The following is an 18,955-nucleotide window of genomic DNA, read 5'->3' as shown; positions in this document are numbered from 1 at the left end:
GGATGGTGAGGGGCAGAACCCGGCGGTGGCCTCCGCCGATCCTGCCGCGTTCCCCCGCGCTCTAGCGGAGTCGGCCGCCGCGACGGCCGGAACGGACCTGTCCGAGAGCGGTCCGGTCGAGGCGGACCCGGACCTGCCTCGGCCCGGCGTCGACGGTGGCGCCCCGCCACCCCGTCCCCAGGACACCGGGCCAGACGGAGTCGATCCCGTGACTCGGGCGGCCGAGGCCCGGGGCGAGGCGGACGCGGCGCGCGTCGAGGCCATACGGCTGCGCGACGAGGCCGCCGACGCCGGCGAGGAGGCGGAACAGACGCGGGCCGAGGCCCGGCGGTTGGACGACGCGGCCGAGGCCGCCCAGGAGGACGCGCGGGAAGCCGACGCCGCGGCCGAGCAGGCGCACGCCGCGGTGGCGCCGCGGCGCAGGGCGTCGCAGGAGGCCGCCCAGGCGGCATCGGAGACCGCCGATCGCGCGGACGAGCTGGAAACCACCGCAGACGCTGCCGAGGCCGAGGCCGACCGCCTACAGGAGGCGGCCGAGGACGCCGACGCCCACGCCGACGAACTGCGCACCGAGGCCGACGGCGCCCATGCCGCGGCGGCCCAGCGCGCGGCGGAACTGGAGGACATCCTCGCCACCGCCACCGGTGCCCAGCGGTCCGGCCTTGAGGCCGAGCAGGCCCGTGCCGACGCCGCCGATCTGACCCGGCGGGCCGAGCGGATCGACGGCGAGGGGAGGGGGTTACGGCGGGAGCTGTCCGCGCTGCGGGCGCAACCCGAGGGGGATCGGTCCGCGCCGGACGCGGATCCCGCGCAGGACACGCCCGATCACGTCGCGCGGATCACCGGCCTCGGAGCCGACATCGCCGAGGCCGCCGCACAGGCGGCCCGCCTGCGCGAGCAGGCGGCCGCCCGGTCCGGTGCCGCTGAGCAGGCCGACCTCCGTGCCGCGGACCTGTGGGAGCGCTCGGGCATCGGGCCCGATGAGGTCGAGGGCCTCCGCACCGAGTCCGAGACCGTCTTCGACCATGCGACCGAGCTCGACCGGGCCGCCGACGCCGCACGCGAATCCGCCGACCGGGCTCAGGACGACGCCGACGCGGCCTGGGACACCGCGGACGGTGCGCGCGAGGCGGCCGATGCCGCATGGCGCGCCGCCGAGACGGCCACCGAGGAGGCCGACAGCGCGCGGCACCGCCTGCACCAGGCCGAGCAGGACGCAGTCGACGCCGAGACCGCCCGGACGGAGGCGCGGGCCGCCGCCCATACCGCGAAGGTCGCCGCCGACGACGCGGACTACTTCGCCACCGCCGACGAGCAGCGTGCGCGCGACGCCGACGAGGTCGCCGAGACCGCCCGGGCCGAGGCGCAGGCCGCCGCCCACCGGGCCGACGACCTGGCCCGCGATGTGTTCCCGGAGACGGCGCGGCTGGGGTGGATGCTGCTGTCGTCCTGGTTCGGCACCCATCCCGTGGACACCACCGGCCTGCTGCAGGACCTTGAAGACCGCATCAACGGCAGCACCGTCCCGGGCCTCACCCCGCGGATGCGCGCCGACATCCTGGACCAGGTCCGCGCCCAGGCGAGGCAGGACATCCGGCCGTTCTTCCGCAAGGGCGGATTCACCGTCACGGTCCAGGGGCCCGGTGGGGAGTGGAAGGTGCGGTTGCACGTCGATCCCGACGCCGAGTACCACCGCGTCCCCGCGGCCTCACAGCTGCCGCCGCCGGGGCGTCGTCCCCGGCCCGTGTTGATGCACGGGGTGGGCGACCCCGCCTACGCCTACGATTTCGGTGGCGGCCACGGCGGCAACAAGTCGGTCTCGCTCGGCGTCCTCGTCACCCCGTTCTACATCGCCCCCATCGGCCCCGGCATACCCGAGGTGGACATGGTCGGCGCCCGCCTGGTGTTCCGCGGGGGGATCGGCTACCGGGTGCGCACCAGCGCGCTGGGGGTGGACGGTTCCAGCGGCGATTTCACCTACACCGAGGTCGCCGGGACGCCCGTGCCCTACGACGCCGATCTCCTTGCCACCCTGACGGTCACCCCGCCGCAAGCACCGCCGCTGGTTCAGTCATGGCCGTTGCCGGTGCGGTTGTTCGTTCCGGGTGGGCCGGGCACCAACCCGCCGGATGCCCCCGAGCGCATCACCCTGGCCGACCCGCGTTCCCCGGACGAGGCAGGGGTGCCCGGGCCCGGTGCCCGGGCGGTCGACCGCAGCTACCCGCTCTATGTCGGGGACATCTCCTCGGCCACGCCAGAGGGGCGTATGAGCCTGGCCGACTGGGTCCGGGACCGCCTGCTGGGCTACTCCTCGGCGGCCGTGAAGGACCGCCCCAACCCCTCTCCCGACGCCTCGGGGCGCAACCGCCTGGTCAAACAGCCCCCGAAGCCGTCCGCGGCGTTCACCCGGCACAACGAGACCACCCTCAACGGGTTGCGGAACGGAAGCGTCGTCCGGCACCGCCTGGGCGCCATCACGACCGGCCACGCGGACCTGCCGTTCGTCGACTACGCGGGCCGCCACCGGCGGTTGCGCCTCACGTCTTCGCCGACGTCGTACCGGCGGCTGCCCACCCCGCCGAAGGCGGCCGAGTTCTCCAACATGACCCGGGTGGACGCCTCGGTTGCGCAGACCGCGAGCAAGAGGTCGTGGTGGACCGTGCTGTTCGGGGGCGGGGCCGATTTCCGTATCTCCGACCGCATCTTCCGGTTCGCGCCCGCGGTCGTGGAGTATGCCTACCGCAGGGTCATGCGGCAGACCCACGACACGCGCCAGGACGACGCCGGGCGCTACCCCCTGATGTGGGGGGCGACGGACACGGTGGCATATGAGGTGGAGCGGACCTACTACGTCCAGTTCGACGGTGACCCGGTGCCCAGGGTGTTCCGCGGGACGACCATCGAGGTCCACACCCTTGAGGACGCCCGGCTTCTGAAGACCGCCGACACCTCCGTGCCCGAGATTCCCACCGGGACGGGCACCCCCCCGGTTCCGCAGGACACCACTGTCCCGGCGGAGCCGCCCTTCCCGCACCTGCGCGGGCCCCGCCCCAAGAACTTCCATGGCGCCGTGCCGCGGTCGTTCACCTACCCGGACGGATCCCCCTTCTTCACCGGGGGCCCCGCCACCCAGCGCGAGGACGCCACCGGCGCACCGGTCGCTGAGCCCGGGAACAGCACCGAGGGGGGAGGCGCCGCCGACGGCGTGAACACGCGCGACGCGGAGGGCACGCGCGACGGACAGACGGATGGCACTGTGGCCGTCCCCGCGCGGGGTACGCCCTTCACCGAATGGCTCGCTGACCGATTGGTGCAGGCGGTCGCCCGGCGCTTTCCCGGGCTGGTCGTCCCGGAGACGTCGCGCGGCGAGTCGGACTTCGCCCACCGGCCCGACGGTCCGACCTCGCGGGTGGGCCGGGAGCACCGCCCGTTCCGGCGGGACTACGCCACCGCCCTGGAGAACACCCACCGCATCCGCACCGCGGTCGCACCGCCCGTCCTCAAGAGCAACCTGGACAAGCTCACCCACGACGGCCTGCCCGTACACCTGGAGGAAACGGCCAGTGTGGACGCCAAGGACCTGTTCCGCAGCGGGAAGAAGTTCATCCGCCCCGAACTGGTCACGGTACGGATCTTCGCCGTTTCCGACGAACTGCTCCACAGCGGGACCAGCGACCGGAAGACCGGCGTCTACGTGAGCGGTAGCTCACAGCGGGGGGCCTCCCACGGGTCCGGGGACTCCCACACCCTGGCTTTGCGGTTCGTGGCGGGCTACGCCGGGCAGGGGGACCCGGACACCTCCGGGACGCCCACGGGCGGCGCATTCCAGGGGCAGGTGCGCGCGGGGCTCGTCGGCGAATCCACCACCGGCCAGGGCATCTCCACCGGGTTCGGGACCAACGCGTTCCTGCTCTACACCGGCGCGACCGACACGTGGTCCAGCGGCATCACGTTCATCGCCGTGGTCGACGACACCAAGCGCTACCACGGTACCGACCTGCTGCGCGATCGAGGTGACCTGCTGGAGCAGGGCATCCGGGGTCGCATGGAGATCTCGACACCGCGTCTGGAGCGGCCCCTGCCCGCCGACGTCACCCCCCTCACCATCGACGGCGGCCCCGGATCCACCACCGGTGACCGGCCTGGACCGGCTTACGAGCGGCTCACCTCCGAGCAGGCCCGGGCCATCATCACCGGCCGCGGGATCACCCCACCGGTGCCGGTCGCGGAGGACCGCGACGCCGCCATCGGCGATGGCGGCGATGGCGCCATCGCGAGGGTCAACGGCCGCTCGCTCAATGACCGGCTGGACGGCGCGGTGTTCATCGACTGGGTGAACACCGGCGGTGAGACGCCCGAGCAGCCGTCCCTGCTCGACCTGATCCGCAGTATGTTCTCCGCGGAGTTCATCGGTGCCCGCTACGCCGACCAGCGGGACGGCTTGGCGCGCAAGGTCGACTACTTCACCGGCGAGGGCGAGGCGGGCCGGGAGCTCTTCCCGCAGGTGCTGGGGAACCTCGCCAACCACTTGTTCAACGGGATCGTCATCCGGCCGGAGTTCGACGGCGGCATCTGGTCGCCCCACACCATCCGGCCCACGGTGGTCACCGACAGCGTGGTCGAATCCCTGACGGCGGTACCGGTGGACATGGTGATGTACTTCGAGGGCACCGCCAAGACCGCCCTCAACCACACCCGGGAACGCATCTGGCGGGTGGCCCTGGGCGGCGTCTTCCCTCCAGTCGGTAACACCAACCCCTCCAACGCCGACCCCGCCTCGACCCGCGGTGACGCCGCCGCTCCCACGATCTTCACCGGGCCCAGCGCCGGGTGGATCCGGATTCTCAGCTCCGACTCGGAGACCACCACCCGCGGCTACAGCATCCGTACCACCTTCATCCACGCGGCGGCCATCTCCTTCCTGATCCGGGCGTCCGGGATCATCCGCCAGATCGCGGAGATCGCCCGGGAACTGGACATGGTGGCGACGTTTTACCGCTCACCGGTCTACACCGGGTGGCAGATGTGGATGGACGAGTTGTTCACCGGGTTCACCCACGCCTGGGACGCCATCGCCAACCGCCTCGTCCTGGACCGTTTCACCGGAACCGACGGCACCAGCCCTCTGACCACCCGGCCCCTCCCTCCGATCCCCATCTCCGTCGACACGCGCCCCGGCCTGGCGGGCACCGGCGACACCCTGCGCCCCATCGACGCCGAAGCCGCGATCACCGACCTCGACACCAAACTCAGGGAACAGGGCCTGGAGCTGACCGCGGGCAGCCGCAACCGGCTGAACCACACCCTCAACTCCCGCCTGGCCAAGAACCCCGACTCCGGAGTCCCCGTCTCGGTCAACATCCGCCGCATCGTCAAACGGACCGACTTCCCGAAAACCCCGGTGGAGCCGCCCTCGATCGCCGCGGTCATCCACATCGGGGTGGCCACGCGGCAGGGCGCGCCCGAGGTGGGCTATGTGGGGGGCCAGAGCGAGTTCCGCGAGACCCGCTCGTGGACCATCTCCACCACCACCTCCGGTACCCGCGGCGGGCTGACGACCACAGGCGTGGGCGGATTCGGGACCCTGGTGCCCAACAGCACCTCCACCAACCCCGACGCCGGCGCCCACCACTCCCAGGATGCCTCACCCGCCGTACTGTCCACGCTGGCCACCCCGCACGACACCACCGTGGGGTCCTCCGAGACCACCACGGCGGCGACGACCGACGCGCGCACGCGCACGATCACCCTGTTCGCGCCCGGCCCCTTCGCCCGCCTGGGCACCGACAGCGACCTCACCCTGACCCTGGAGATCGTGGGAGACGGCCTCTCCCCGCGGGTGGAGCTGCCGCGGAACGTGCGCACCGAGGGGATCACCGCCAGCGGCGACGGGGGACGGGTGCAGACCCTCTACCCCGCTGCCTATCTCCACCTCGGCCCCGATACCCCCGACACCGGTACCCCCCAGGCCCCGAGCGGGGGACCGGCGCCGTCCGCGCAGAGCGATCACGGCCCCGCCGAGGTCACACCCGAGCCCGGTGCCGCCACCCCCGAGGTCGCGCTGGCCCAGTGGAAGCACCCCGCGACCGGCAACGATCCCGCACCCGATGCGCACAACGAGAGCGACCTCGTGCTCCCGGTGGCCATCGAGAACGGCGGCAAGGCGGTCCTGGACCTCGCCCACACCGTGCTCGCCGCCGCCAGGGGATGGAAGCCCGACGCCGGCGCCGTCCACGACGGCCGCTACACCGACGCCGCCATCGCCGCCGCCCGCGGCCACGCCGTCCGGGAACTGGGCCTCAACCCCCGCTCCGACGCGGTGCGCCACGAACTCGCCGCCTCCGTGCTGCCCTCCCACTTCATCAGCGCCAACACCAGCGGCGGCATCGGCTTCGACGACATCTCCCGCACGTCGTGGGCCATGGCGGTGCGCCCCGACTACGCCTCGGCCAGGGTGCTGTACGTGGCGCCCACCGGCAGCATCACCGACACCGACTCCCAGGGGGCGGCGACCTCCATCACCTCCGACCACAGCGGCGGAGTAAGCGCCTCGGGTGGTGTCGCCCTGGCCGACACCACCACCGGCGGGTTCAGCGAGCACCACTCGGGAACCCAGTACACCTCCGGCGAGGCCAACCGGACCTCGCACAGCGGCGGATCCCACACCGAGACCGTCGCACCCAAACGGCCCCACAAACTCCACGGGGTCCATGAGGGGCCGTTGTATCTGGTGGAGTTCGACTCCGAGTGGGCCATCGCCGCCCAGCACACCCCCGGCGCCGTATCCAGGCTGGTCGGACGGGGCGCGACATCTGGCCCGCACCTGAGCCAGGCACGGGCCAAGGTCACGGCATGGGTCTCCCAGGACGTGGCGGTGCGGCTGGGCATCCTCGACGGCGGCCGCACCCAAGCGGCGGCCGGCCTCGTCGACGATGTCGCCGTGAAGCAGCAGGCGCTGGCCGAGGCCGAGACGGACTACCTCAAGGCGCGCCGCGACCTGTGGTGGGCCGCCCACGATGCCAAGGATCAGCCCGCCGACAGCGACGCGTTCAGCGCCTACCAGCGGCTCGACAAGACGGTCGAGCGCCGCGGCGCGGACTACAACCAGGCGTTCACCGACTGGCTGACCGCCCAGAACACAGCGGTCGCCGCGTTCACCGGCGCAGCCGCGCCGGCCACCGGCACCTCCCCAGGGACGGACGACGCCCCTGGCGGCGAACGCGGTCGCTTCGGGCGCGGCGGTGAGGACCGCGGAGCCGGAGGCGGCCGAAGGGCCGCCCGGGACGGTCATGGCGACGGTCCCGGTGCCCGGAGAGGACGGGGCGGTACGACCGGCGACGGCTTCGGGGGACGCGGAGGCCGCGGATCCCGGGGCAGCGGACCGCAGGATTTCGACGTCGCGCCACCGCTGCGGACCGAAAGCGCCGGCGTCCCCACCGCGGGGAGCGGTACTGCGCAGCGCCGCGCACCGGTGGACGCGGACGCGGGGACCGTTCACCCCCTCGACGCCGACGACCGCGGGCCGGCCGGTATCGAAGCCGATGGTGGACATCCCGCACCGGAGCGGCAGGCGCCGGCACAGCCGTCGTCCACCCGGACCACGTCGCTGCCGGAGCCGGCCACAAGCGCCGAGGCCCTCCCGGGATCACCTCCGCAGGCACAGCCGGCGACGCCCGGCCAAAGCCTCGACGATCTCTTCGGAGCTGCGCTCAACCCCGCGGCCACACCGCGGTCTCCGCGCACCCAGGAACGGGAAGCGGCCGAGGCCACCGGTGCCGGCACCCGCTCCGGCAGCGAAACGCAGGCGGCCGCACGACCGAGCGAGACCGACACGTTCTCCGACGGGTTCCCGGACCCCGCGCCCCCCGTGCCGGAATCGGCCCGGTCCGACGATCCCGGCGGTCAGTGGGACGGTAACGCCCCGGCCTCGCTGGATCTCAGCGCGCTGGCCGGTAGTGAGGCCAAGGAGCCGGAAACGTTCAGGTCCACCGACGAACGCTACGAGAACCAGCTCAAGGAGCTCGGGATCTCCCCGGCCGAATATGCGCGGCCCTGGGAGTTCATGGTGGGCACCGACGACGCCGAGCAACCCATGGACCCCTACGCCTACGCCGACCTCGACGCCGCCGCCAACCTGAACTTCGACCACTTCCCTGACCCCAACGATCTCCGATTCAGGGCCGACTCCGACGAGGAGATCCCCGACGCCGATCCGAACCAGAACCCCCCTGACGACCCCGACGGGATCTTCGGCGGCTTGGACGACCTCCCCGGCGGGGAGTATGTCGGCTCCGGCGGCGGATTCGACTCCTTGGATCCCGGCAGCCTCGGCGGCCTCGGATACGACCCGGCCGGGCTGGACGAGGGTCCCGTTGAACTTGGGGGCTGGGGGGAGGCATCCGCGGAGAGCGGGAGGGGCGCCCCCATGGGCGATGACGTCGTCTCCGGTTTCCCTTCTCGCGCTCCCGTCGAGGCGCAGAACGCCGATCCTGGTGCTCTTCCCGATGATCCCGACGTCGGTCCGGGAGGGGCGGTCGACCGTCTTTGGGCCGACGACGATGGTCGTTCTTCCGCTCCCGCGGCGGACGCGGAGCCTGGCCCGGGCCAGCGGGCCGGCGCATCCGGCGGTGTCGCCCCCACGGCCGGGTCTGCTGGTACCGGGAGTGGTGGTCGTGCCGTGCCTCCGGCGCGCGAGAATGCGCTTCCGCCGGGCCCTCCGCGGCCTGCCCCCCGGTCGGCGGCCGCCGCGGAACTCACTCCCGCCCAGCGAACCGCCGCTCTTGCGAAGGCGAAGGACCTGACCCTCGAGCAGCGTCGGGCCCTTGCCCTGCGCCATAGCGGTCTGAGGTTCGGCGAGATCGGTAGGCTCCCCGGCTTCACTGTCAACTCGGCCATGGATCTCGTGGCGCGTGCCGCCCGCCGTATGGGAGTGAGTAGGGCACAGGCCGTTGACCTCGTCGGCGACCCTCGATTCCCGTCCCTGCCCGGCCCGTTGTTGTCCCGCGCGCCCGAAACGTCCAGGGGAGACCTCACCCCCGCCCAGCGAACCCACGCATACGCCAAGATGGATTCACTCACCGACCGCCAACACACCGCCTTCGGCCTCCTCGGCGCCAAGCTGAGCAAGGCCGAGATCATCACAATGATCCAGGAGCGATACGGGGTGGAGCGCAGAACGGCCGAAAATGACATCTGGTACGCCCTTCACCATCTGGGGCTGAACCGCGACCAAGCGGTCAACCTCGCCAGCGGGGCCCTGCCGGACTACCGGGACACCGCCCTCGCCGACTCCAGCGGGGAAATCGATGCTCGCGCACTCGTGCAGCGGCTCGAGCCCCGCCAGCGCCGGACCCTGGCTCTCCTCCTGCGAACAGACCTTTCACCGGCCGACATCGGTGAGGGCGTCGGCGCGCACCAGGGGCAGTTGGAGTCGGAGGCGGAGGGTGTTTACCGCCGCTTGGGCGTGGACCGCGACGGCGCGGTCGGCATCGCCCGCGCGGCCGGGCTGAGACTGGTGCCGGAGCAGGACTTCCCGCCGGCCCGGGCCCGCGAACTCTTGGAGCAAGCGGGCCTGTCAACCGTCCAGCGCGAGATCCTGCGCCTCCTCGTCCAGGGGCAGACCCGCTCCCAGATCGTCGAAAATACGCCGTGGGCAGAAGGAACCGTCAAGAAAAACCTGGTCAGGCTCTATAACCGATTGGGGGTGTTCAGCAGCGCCGAAGCGGTAGCCATCGCCCGCGCGGCCGAGCGCACCGTCGACCCTCAGGCCCTGCCCGACGCCCTCGGCGAGATCTTCCTTGACGTGCGTGACGACACGTTCCTTCTCGACGGTGCCCCGGCTGCCCGCAGTGGCCTGGCCGCCGGTGAGCCGGGCACGGCACAGACCGACCGGGACCGCGCACGCGAACACGTCGGTGAACTCGCCCGCAGATACCTGGAGGGGCTTAAGCCACTCCAGCGCAAGATTGTGAACCTTCTGAGACAGAGAGTGGACAAGAAGGACATCGGCGCCAGACTCACGCCGAAGCTGGCGCAATCCACGGTCGTCAACAACATCCACCACATCCGCAGCCACCTGGGTGTGCCCTCCACCGACCATGTGACCACCATCGCCCGCGCGGCCCAGGGAGACATGGATCCCGACGTCCAGAGCAGCACGCTGGCCCTCATCAAGAGGGGCTTGGCGGACAGCGCCCGGCCCGACATCCGGCGCAGGCTCGATGACCGCAGCCCAGGCTCGGCTCAGTTGCTCGTTGAGGACATCGATCGCCATCTGGAGGCGGCCGAGCGCGCTGAAGCCGACGACTCCGGCAGCGAGGACGGGTCTGTTTCCGACGCCGACGATATGGACGTCGACTCTTCGGATTCCGATGATGATGACGACCCCGCGCCCGCTCCCGTGGCGGTCAGCACTGAGCAGATGCTCAGGGCTAAAATCGGCGAGCTGGACCTTAGGCAGCGCGAGGTTCTGTGGTATCTGGGGGACGGGCTGGGCGACCAGGAGATCGCCAGGAGCGTCAGGCCGCCTATTGGCGCTGCCGTTGGGGACTTCCCGGTCGCCGTGTACGTCGGCCAGATCATCGACACCCTGGGGGTGAACAGCCGCGCCCAGGCCGGTGCTGTCGCCCGCGCGGCTGTCGCCGTCGGCGTGCTCTCCGCTGCCTCCACCGCCGGCGGCGGCCCGGAGCGCACCTCGGTCCCGCGAGCCGGAGACGAGGCCATGGTCGATGATGACCGCGGTCATCTTCCCGACGCCCCCGATCTCCCCGCTGGTCCCCGTCCCGCCCTGGAGCAGGCTGCTGGATACCTGTTCGTGGGTCCCCAAGGCGGCCCCCTCCTTGATTTCCGGAGGGACGCAGGCCCCTTCGATGACCCCGGTCCGGAAAACGCCGTCGGCCACAACGGCGCCGACGACCTGTATCGCTACTCCGGTGACGAGGGCGGTGCGGGGGATCGTTCCGGCGGGCCCGCCACCCCTCTGGAGCTTCCTGGTGATTCCCGCGGTGAGGATGGCGACTCCTCCGATTCCGACTCCGAGGGCGAGGACGGGAATCTTTCCGACGCCGACGACATGGACGTCGACTCTTCGGGTTCCGACGGTCATGACGACCCTCCCGCACCCGCTCCTTCCGCGTCGGGTGGGCAGGACGGGGCCTCTTCGGCTCCGCGCCCGTCGCGCTCGGGAGGAGATACCCGGCGGGATGGCACCGGTGGTACCGGCGGCGCCGGCTCGGGCCGGGGCTCAGGGGAGTGGGGGACGCGTGGCCCGGCTGTGGACGACGGCGAGCAGGACGGCTCCGACAGTGACGCGGACGGTTTCAGCGACCTCCCCGATGCTTCCGACCCTGGCCAGGGTGAACCGAGCTCTTCGCTGACCGGGGAGGACGGTGTTCGCGAACTCATCGGTGAACTCGCCGGTATATTCCTGAACGTACTCACGCCCGGCCAGCGCGAGGCCCTGGACCTCATGAAGCGGGGGCGGAGCAACAAGGACATCCCGGCTTCCGCGAGCACCATCAGCAATATGTACGATCGCCTGGGCGCGGGCGATCGTGACGATGCGGAGGCCATTGCCCGCGCGGCCGATGCGACCAGCGACCTCGAGCCCGGCGGTCTTCTCGGGCCCGACCCCGGGATCGGCGACGGACGTCTGAGTGTGCTGTCGCCTTACCAGCGCCGACTCCTCCAGCTTCTCGACAGGGATGATCGACCTCCGGGGCAGATTCTCCGGGCCCTCGGCAACAAGACGCAGACCTCCGAGGTTGTCGGGGCCGAAAGGATCTTCGGGCGCCTAAACGTAAACAGCCGGGAGCAGGCGACCGGCGTCTTCCGTGAGTCCATGGAAGCGGCTATGGACGCCGCTGATCGCGCAGCGGTCGCACCCGGCCGCGCTACCGCCCGGGAACTCGCGAGCGGGCTGACCCCCTACACGCGCAGGGTGCTTTACCTCATCGAGCGGGGCTTGGCGCACCCCGGCATCGCCGGCAAGCTCAAGGACGGAGAGCGACGCTCGGCCGCCGACCTCATCGACGAAATCCATCGCCGTGTGCAGGTGACCGCCCGCGTTGACGCAGACGCCGCCGGTCGTACGGCTGTCGCCGCCGGCGTGCTCTCCACTGCCTCCACCGCCGGCGGCGGCCCGGAGCGCACCTCGGTCCCGCGAGCCGGAGACGAGGCCATGGCCGACGACGACCGCGGTCACCTTCCCGACGCCCCCGATCTCCCCGCTGCTCCCCGCCCCGCCCTGGAGCAGGCTGCCGGAAACCTGTTCGTGGGTCCCCAAGGCGACCCCCTCCTTGATTTCCGGAGGGACGCAGGCCCCTTCGATGACCCCGGTCAGGAACACGCCGTCGGCCACAACGGCGCCGACGACCTGTATCGCTACTCCGGTGACGAGGGCGGTGCGGGGGATCGTTCCGGCGGGCCCGCCACCCCTCTGGCGCTGCCTGATGATTCCCGTGGTGAGGACGGCGACTCCTCCGATTCCGGCTCCGACAGTGACGCGGACGGTTTCAGCGACCTCCCCGATGCTTCCGACCCTGGCCAGGGTGAACCGAGCTCTTCGCTGACCGGGGAGGACGGTGTTCGCGAACTCATCGGTGAACTCGCCGGTATATTCCTGAAGGTACTCACGCCCCCCCAGCGCAACGCCCTGGACCTCATGAAGCAGGGGCGGAGCAACAAGGACATCCCGGGCTCCGGGAACTTCTCCAAAATCTACGATCGCCTGGGCGCGGGCGATCGCGACGATGCGGAGGCCATTGCCCGCGCGGCCGATGCGACCAGCGACCTCGAGCCCGGCGGTCTTCTCGGGCCCGACCCCGGCTTCGGCGACGGACGTCTGAGTGTGCTGTCGCCTCACCAGCGCCGACTCCTCCAGCTTCTCGACAAGGATGATCGACCTCCGGAGCAGATTCTCTGGGACCTCGGCGCGTCCGGGACCGCCGTCTCCGGGGCCAACGGGATCTACAGGCGCCTAAACGTAAACAGCCGGGAGCAGGCGACCTACATCTTCCGTGAGTCCATGGATGCCGCGATGGACGCCGCTGATCGCGCAGCGGTCGCACCCGACCGCGCTACCGCCCGGGAACTCGCGAGCGGGCTGACCCCCTACACGCGCAGGGTGCTGTACCTCATCGAGCGGGGCTTGGCGCACCCCGGAATCGCCGCCAAGCTCAAGGACGGAGATCGACGCTCGGCCGCCGGCCTCATCGACGAAATCCATCGCCGTGTGCAGGTGACCGCCCGCGTTGACGCCGGCGCCGTCGGTCGTACGGCGGAACAGGACTCCGACTCCGAGGGAGACCTCTACGACGTCTCCGACGTCGAGGAGGGACACGGCCGTGGCCATGGCGGGCGTGGGCGTGGGCCCGATGATCCTCCGCCTCCGGGCGGCGGTGCGGGTGCCCTGTCCGGTGGTAGCGGCGGCGCTTCCTTCTCTGGGCAGGGACCCACCGCTTCTGGGGGTGGGAGCGGTGGGGCCGGTAGCCGTGGCTATGGCCACGCCGGTGGCTCGGGGACCCGGACCCGGCAAGGCGCACCCCCGGCCGGCCTTCGCGAGAACGACGTCCACGACACCTCCGATGGGCGGGGCCGGGACGCCATTGAGGGTGTCGCCGTCTCTGTTGCGCGGGAGCGGCAGGCGTCTTCGCCGTCGTTGCCCGGGGAGAGCTTGGCCGACGTGTTCAGTAACGCGCTCAATCGCGAGGCCGCACCGCAGGCACCGCGCGGGCAGGAAGAGGTCCGGGACGGGGCGGATTCTGACGGTGGCCGGGGTGGCGTGCAGAGGGATCGTGGCCGGGCCGTGGACGATGAGTCCGACTCTGATGGCGATGTGGACGGTTTCTATGCTCCTGGCCCGGTGCGGTCGCGGGAAGCCGCCGGTGCCGGTGGTCCGTGGGGTGGCGACCGTCCGGTCGCGCCGGGTTCGAGCGCTTCGGGTGATCCCAAGTCGGGCGGGGAGCGGGGTCCGGAGTTCGAGGGGTCCGTTGATGGCCTCGTCCGCCGGTACCGGCTTGAGGAGTTCGGTGATGTGGACGGTGTCCGTGGTGCGGACGTGGGTGTTCATGGGGAGGGGGGTGCCCCGGAGGAGGGGTCTGATGCCGGGGTTGGAGGTGTTAGCGGCGTCGTGGGTGGTGATGGGCTGCTTCCCGGCGTTGCTTCTCGTGCTGCCGGCGCTGGCGGTGGTGCGATTGAGGGTTCCGGTGCGTCGGGCCGTGAAGGGCTGTCCGGCGGTGAGGGGGTGTCTCGCGGTGATGTTTCGGGTGATTGGGTCTTTGACCGTTTTTACGATCCCGCGCCTGGCTCGGAGCCGGTACGGTCGGCCGATGCCGATGCCGATGCCGATGCCGATGCCGATGCCGATGCCGATGCCGATGCCGATGCCGGTGATCGGGGGGCGGGTGTCCCCCTGAAGGGTATTGATCTGTCTGGGCTGGCAGCTGGCAAGGACGGCAAGCACAGTGAGGATGCCCGCACGTTTGAGGAGTTCCTCGCCGACCTGGTCTACCGGTACCGGCTGGAGGACATCGGGTACCACTCCGCCGAAGACGCGGAGCTCCAGGTCTTCCCGGCCCGTCCCGGCAATCCCGGACAGCGCTCGGACGCCCTCAACGATCCCCCCGCCTACGCCCCCGATACCCGAATCATCCCGGTCACGGCGCTCGAGGGTGACGACCGCAACATCGCCTTCCTCGCCGGGAAGGGAAAGACCATCAAACAAATCCAAGCACTGACAGGAATAGCGCAGGGCACGATCGGGCATCGCCTTGTCGAGATCTACGCCCGCGTGAGAGTGGACGGCAAAAGCGGACTGGCCCACGAGGCCCGCGTCAACAACCTCCAGCCCGACCTCCGCCACCTCAACCCCGGGGCCGTCCGTCGTCTCATCGCCGGCTTCGAGCCTGCCTCCCACGCCGACACCGGCACGCCCCGTATCGGCTCCTCGGCGACGAGTGACACTGGACAGTTCCCCGACGCCCCCCGCCCCCAGGGCGGTTCTGTCGATGGCCAGATCGGCCGTACCCCGTTGCCTGCGCCTGCGCTTTGGGATGGCGTTGACCGGCACCAGGATCCCGGCGGGGGCATGGGTAACACTGTCCGTGCGCGGGTCGATGATGTGGCCGCTGATGAGTGGGCGCGGATGTACCTGCCGATCGTGGAGACCGTGGAGGGGGCGGTGGCTTCGGTGGAGGGCGCCCACGCCCTGCACACCACCGAACTCCAGGCCGATTCCTTCAGGAAGTACATCGACCATCTCCGGGACATGGTCGATGAGGGGCTGGCCGGCGGCGATGTCGTACCCGATGACCGCGACGATTTCGGGTGGATCGTCGGCGACGTCGACACTGTTCTGGGGTTGGCGGTGCTGCCGGTGGCGGTCACCGTGCACCTGGGGGCCGGGGCGGGATTGCTGGGCCGGTTGGGTATCAACCCCGGCCATCCCCGCGATGCTGTGGGCACGGTGGTGGACGTCCCGCACTACCTCGCCGGCACGTTCGGTACGCGCGCCGCCGACGACGCCCCCGCCCATGTGATGGTCCGTGTCCCTCAGGGCTTCCCGGCCGTCTACGTGGCCGGGGAGCCCGAAGACGGGCCGGGCCGTGTACTGGTGGCGCGGGGGGCACGTCTTGTCGTTCACGCCGCCTACCGGCACCCCGCCGAGCGGGTGCCGGGCGCGGGTGTGGAGGATTTGTTGTTCGTGGAGGCCGAGATCGTGCCCGCGGGATGGGTGCCGATCCCGGGCTGGGCGCCCAATCCTTCCGGTGACGCCTACCACGGCTACCAGGCGACCGCTGATACCGCTTCGCGGGAGGAGGACGCTTTCGGCGATGGCGACCTCATCGGCGCCTTGGATGCGGAGGGCACGTTCGGCGGTGGCTTCGACACCGACATGTCCGTTGACGGGGGGGTCGGCGCCCAGGGGGCGCCCACCGCCGAGGCGGCCGAGCGGACCGTCGACTCCGAGGTCCTGCCAGACGCTCCTGGCGACGTCTTCCTTGACATTCCTGAGGTGAGGGGCGAGGACCGCGCTCGCGAACGCATCCGTGAACTCGCCCGTAGATACCTGGCCGGGTTGACGTTTCGCCAGCGCGGGATCCTGAACCTCATGAGGCAAGGGTTGGATGACGAGGCCATCTCCGAAACGTTCAAGCCCCGGATGTCGCCAAAAACGGTCGGGGGTCACGTAAGCGACATCAGCAGGCACCTGCACCTGCACTCCCGAGACGATGTGATCGCCATCGCCCGCGCGGCCGAGCTGGGCGCGGATCTCGCTGCCGGCCAGGGGCCGGGGACCGCGAGCGGATCCGGCCGCGGTACCGCCGGGGCAGGCGGGAGGGGGCTGACCGACGACCACCGCAGGGCGCTGGACCTCATCGAGGAAAACTTGAGGAGTCCCGTCATCGTCAGCAGGCTCGATGTCGGTGAGCCGGGCTCGGCCGCGGGCCTTGTCAATGACATCCGTCGCCTTCTGGGGGAGGCTGACCGCGTGGACCTCGATGCCGTCGTTCGAGCGGTACAACAGGACACCGGCGGCCAGGACCAGGATCCCGGCGGGGGCACGGGCAGCACCATGATCGCCGCTTTGGATGCGGCGGGCACGTTCGACGGTGAGGGGTTCTCCTTCGACTTCGACGGTACTTTCCAGGAAGGGGCATCCGACCCGGAGCCCATGGTCGTCGATGACGATGATTCCGGCTCCGACTCAGAAGGTGGCGACGACGGGGATCTCTATGTTTACTCCGGCGGTGGTGGGCGGAGGCCCGACCCCGGGCCTGGCACCGGCGCTACAGGCGGCGGCGATGGCCGCACCGGCGGCGCTGGCTCGGGTCGACGCGGTGCCGCTACCGACGACATCCGCGACACCTCCGACGCCGTCCTCTCCGACGGCCGGGGCCCGGTCGGGGCCGAGGACGGCGTCGGCTCCTCCGGGCCGGAGCGGCAGGTGCCTGTGCCGCCGTCTTCCGCCCCTGCTCGGTTGGTATCAGGGCCTCCCACCCCCGACCGCGACCTCCCACGACCCCCGGCGCCTTCGCAGTCGTCGCCCGGCCAGAGCCTTGCCGAGCTGTTCGGCGGCGCGCCCAACCGTGAGGCCGCACCGCGAGAACCGCGTATACCGGGAGAGGGCCGGGACGAGGTGGATTCCGACGGTGGCCAAGGTGGCGTGCAAAGGGATCGTGTCCGGGCCGTGGAGGGCGAGTCCGACTCCGGTGGCGCTGTGGACGGCTTCTACGCCTCTGCTCCGGTGCGGTCGCGGGAAGCCGCCGACGCCGACCGCGATGCCTCCGATGCCAGCGACAGCGACGACCTCTATGGCGTCTCCGACGACGAGGGCCGCGATGGCACCCGGTCCCGGGCACCGGAACCGGCCCGATCCGCCGACCCCGGCTATGCCCCCGGCCGTGGTGGGGATCCCGAAAGCCTTCCCGACGCCCCCGCCGCCCTGGCCCCGGCAAGGGAACTCACCGCCGAGCAACTGACCCGGGCTAAGGGCAACATCAGCAGACTGAGCGACCGCGAATTCGACTTCCTCGTCGCTCTGGGGGCCGAGCGCACCGACGGGGAGATCTTCACCAGACTCGATATCCGGCCGGGCCCCGCATTCTCCGCCCTCATGGAGGGGGTCACGGGTTCCCTCGGTGTGGAGGGCCGCGAACAGGCGGTCGCCGTAGCCCGTGCCGCCGAACTGACCGACGACTCCGCCCCCGGTGACATGGGGCACGGGGCTCTAATGGAACGGGCCCTCACCCGGGTCGGCGTCCTGGACGACGCCCGGCGGCAGCTCCTCGGCCTCCTGCCTAAGCAAAACGGCGACATCGGGGAAGAGCTCCGCATGAGTGTCTCCCGAGTCACACAGGGTGTCAGGAGCCTCGTTCACCGCCTGGGGGTGCGAGACCGCGGCGAGGCGATTGCGGTCGCCCGCGCGGCCGAGCTGGCCCCGGCTGAAGGACCCGCCGGCGAGCGCCTCGCCCAGGCTGCGGACAGGATCAACAAACTGACGGATCAGCAATACGAGGTCTTCGTCCATTTGGGGGCCGAACGGGATAATGGCCAGATTGCCCGGCATGTCAAGACGCGAAAGGGCACATTCATCAGTGAAGACCGGGCCGCTCGTCTGGTCAGCGCGGTCGTCGACACCCTGAAGGTCCACAACCGTGCCGAGGCGGGCGTCGTTGCCCGCCGCGCCGGCCTCGCCCGTGCCACCGCCGACAGCGGCCAGGCGCCCCCCACGGCCTCGGCAGCCGGCCCGGAGGTCCCGGAGGCCATTGCCGTCAGTTCCGATGAGACTGACAGCGATGCCTCCGATTCCAGCGACCGTGAGGACCTCCATGTTGTCCCCGGCGACCATGACGGAGGCCCCGACGCGCCCGACGACCGCGGGTTCCTTCCGGACGCCTTAGCGCCCGGCTCGGAGCGGACCGTCGACTCCGAGGCCCGGCCCGACACCCCTGGCGATGTCTTCCTTGGCGCCCCTGAGCCGAGCAGCGAGGACCGTGCTCGCGAACGCATCCATGAACTCGCCCGTAGATACCTGGCCGGGTTGACGGTCGGCCAGCTCGACGTCCTGAACCTTATGAGGCGAGGGCTGGACGACGAGGCCATCGCCAATGCGTCCGATCGATCGCCGGCAACGGTCAGGCGCCGCGTAAACGACATCAGCCGGCACTTGCACCTGTACTACCGCGACGATGTGATCGCCATCGCCGAGGCGGCCGTGGCCGAGCCGGGCGAGGATCGACCTACCGGCCGGCTCACCGACTTCCACCGCACGACACTGGCCCTCATCACGGAACGCTTGGGCGACCCCGAAATCGTCGGCAGGCTCGATGGCGGCGAGCCGGGCTCTGCGGCGGGCCTCGTCAATGAGATCCATCGCCTTCTGAGGGAGGCCGATCGCGTTGACGCCGGCGCCGTCGTTCGAGCGGCCTACCAGGACACCGGCGGTCAGGAATAG

Annotated in this window: 1 protein-coding gene (running past one end of the window); it reads left to right on the top strand. The window is 71.0% G+C overall.

The features are described 5' to 3' along the window. Positions 1 to 18,955, top strand: partial view of a hypothetical protein gene (locus ACFO4E_RS16280; RefSeq protein ID WP_378575706.1) — the 3' portion only. Its footprint begins 11,231 nt before the window's first position; only the last 18,955 of its 30,186 coding nucleotides appear in the window; its start codon lies off the left edge, out of view; its stop codon occupies positions 18,953 to 18,955.

The organism is Nocardiopsis mangrovi (assembly GCF_042653925.1).
In the GTDB taxonomy this organism is placed as follows: Bacteria; Actinomycetota; Actinomycetes; order Streptosporangiales; family Streptosporangiaceae; genus Nocardiopsis_B; species Nocardiopsis_B mangrovi.
The sequence above is the reverse complement of the archived record's forward strand: the minus strand, read 5'-3'. Positions and strand labels throughout refer to the sequence as shown.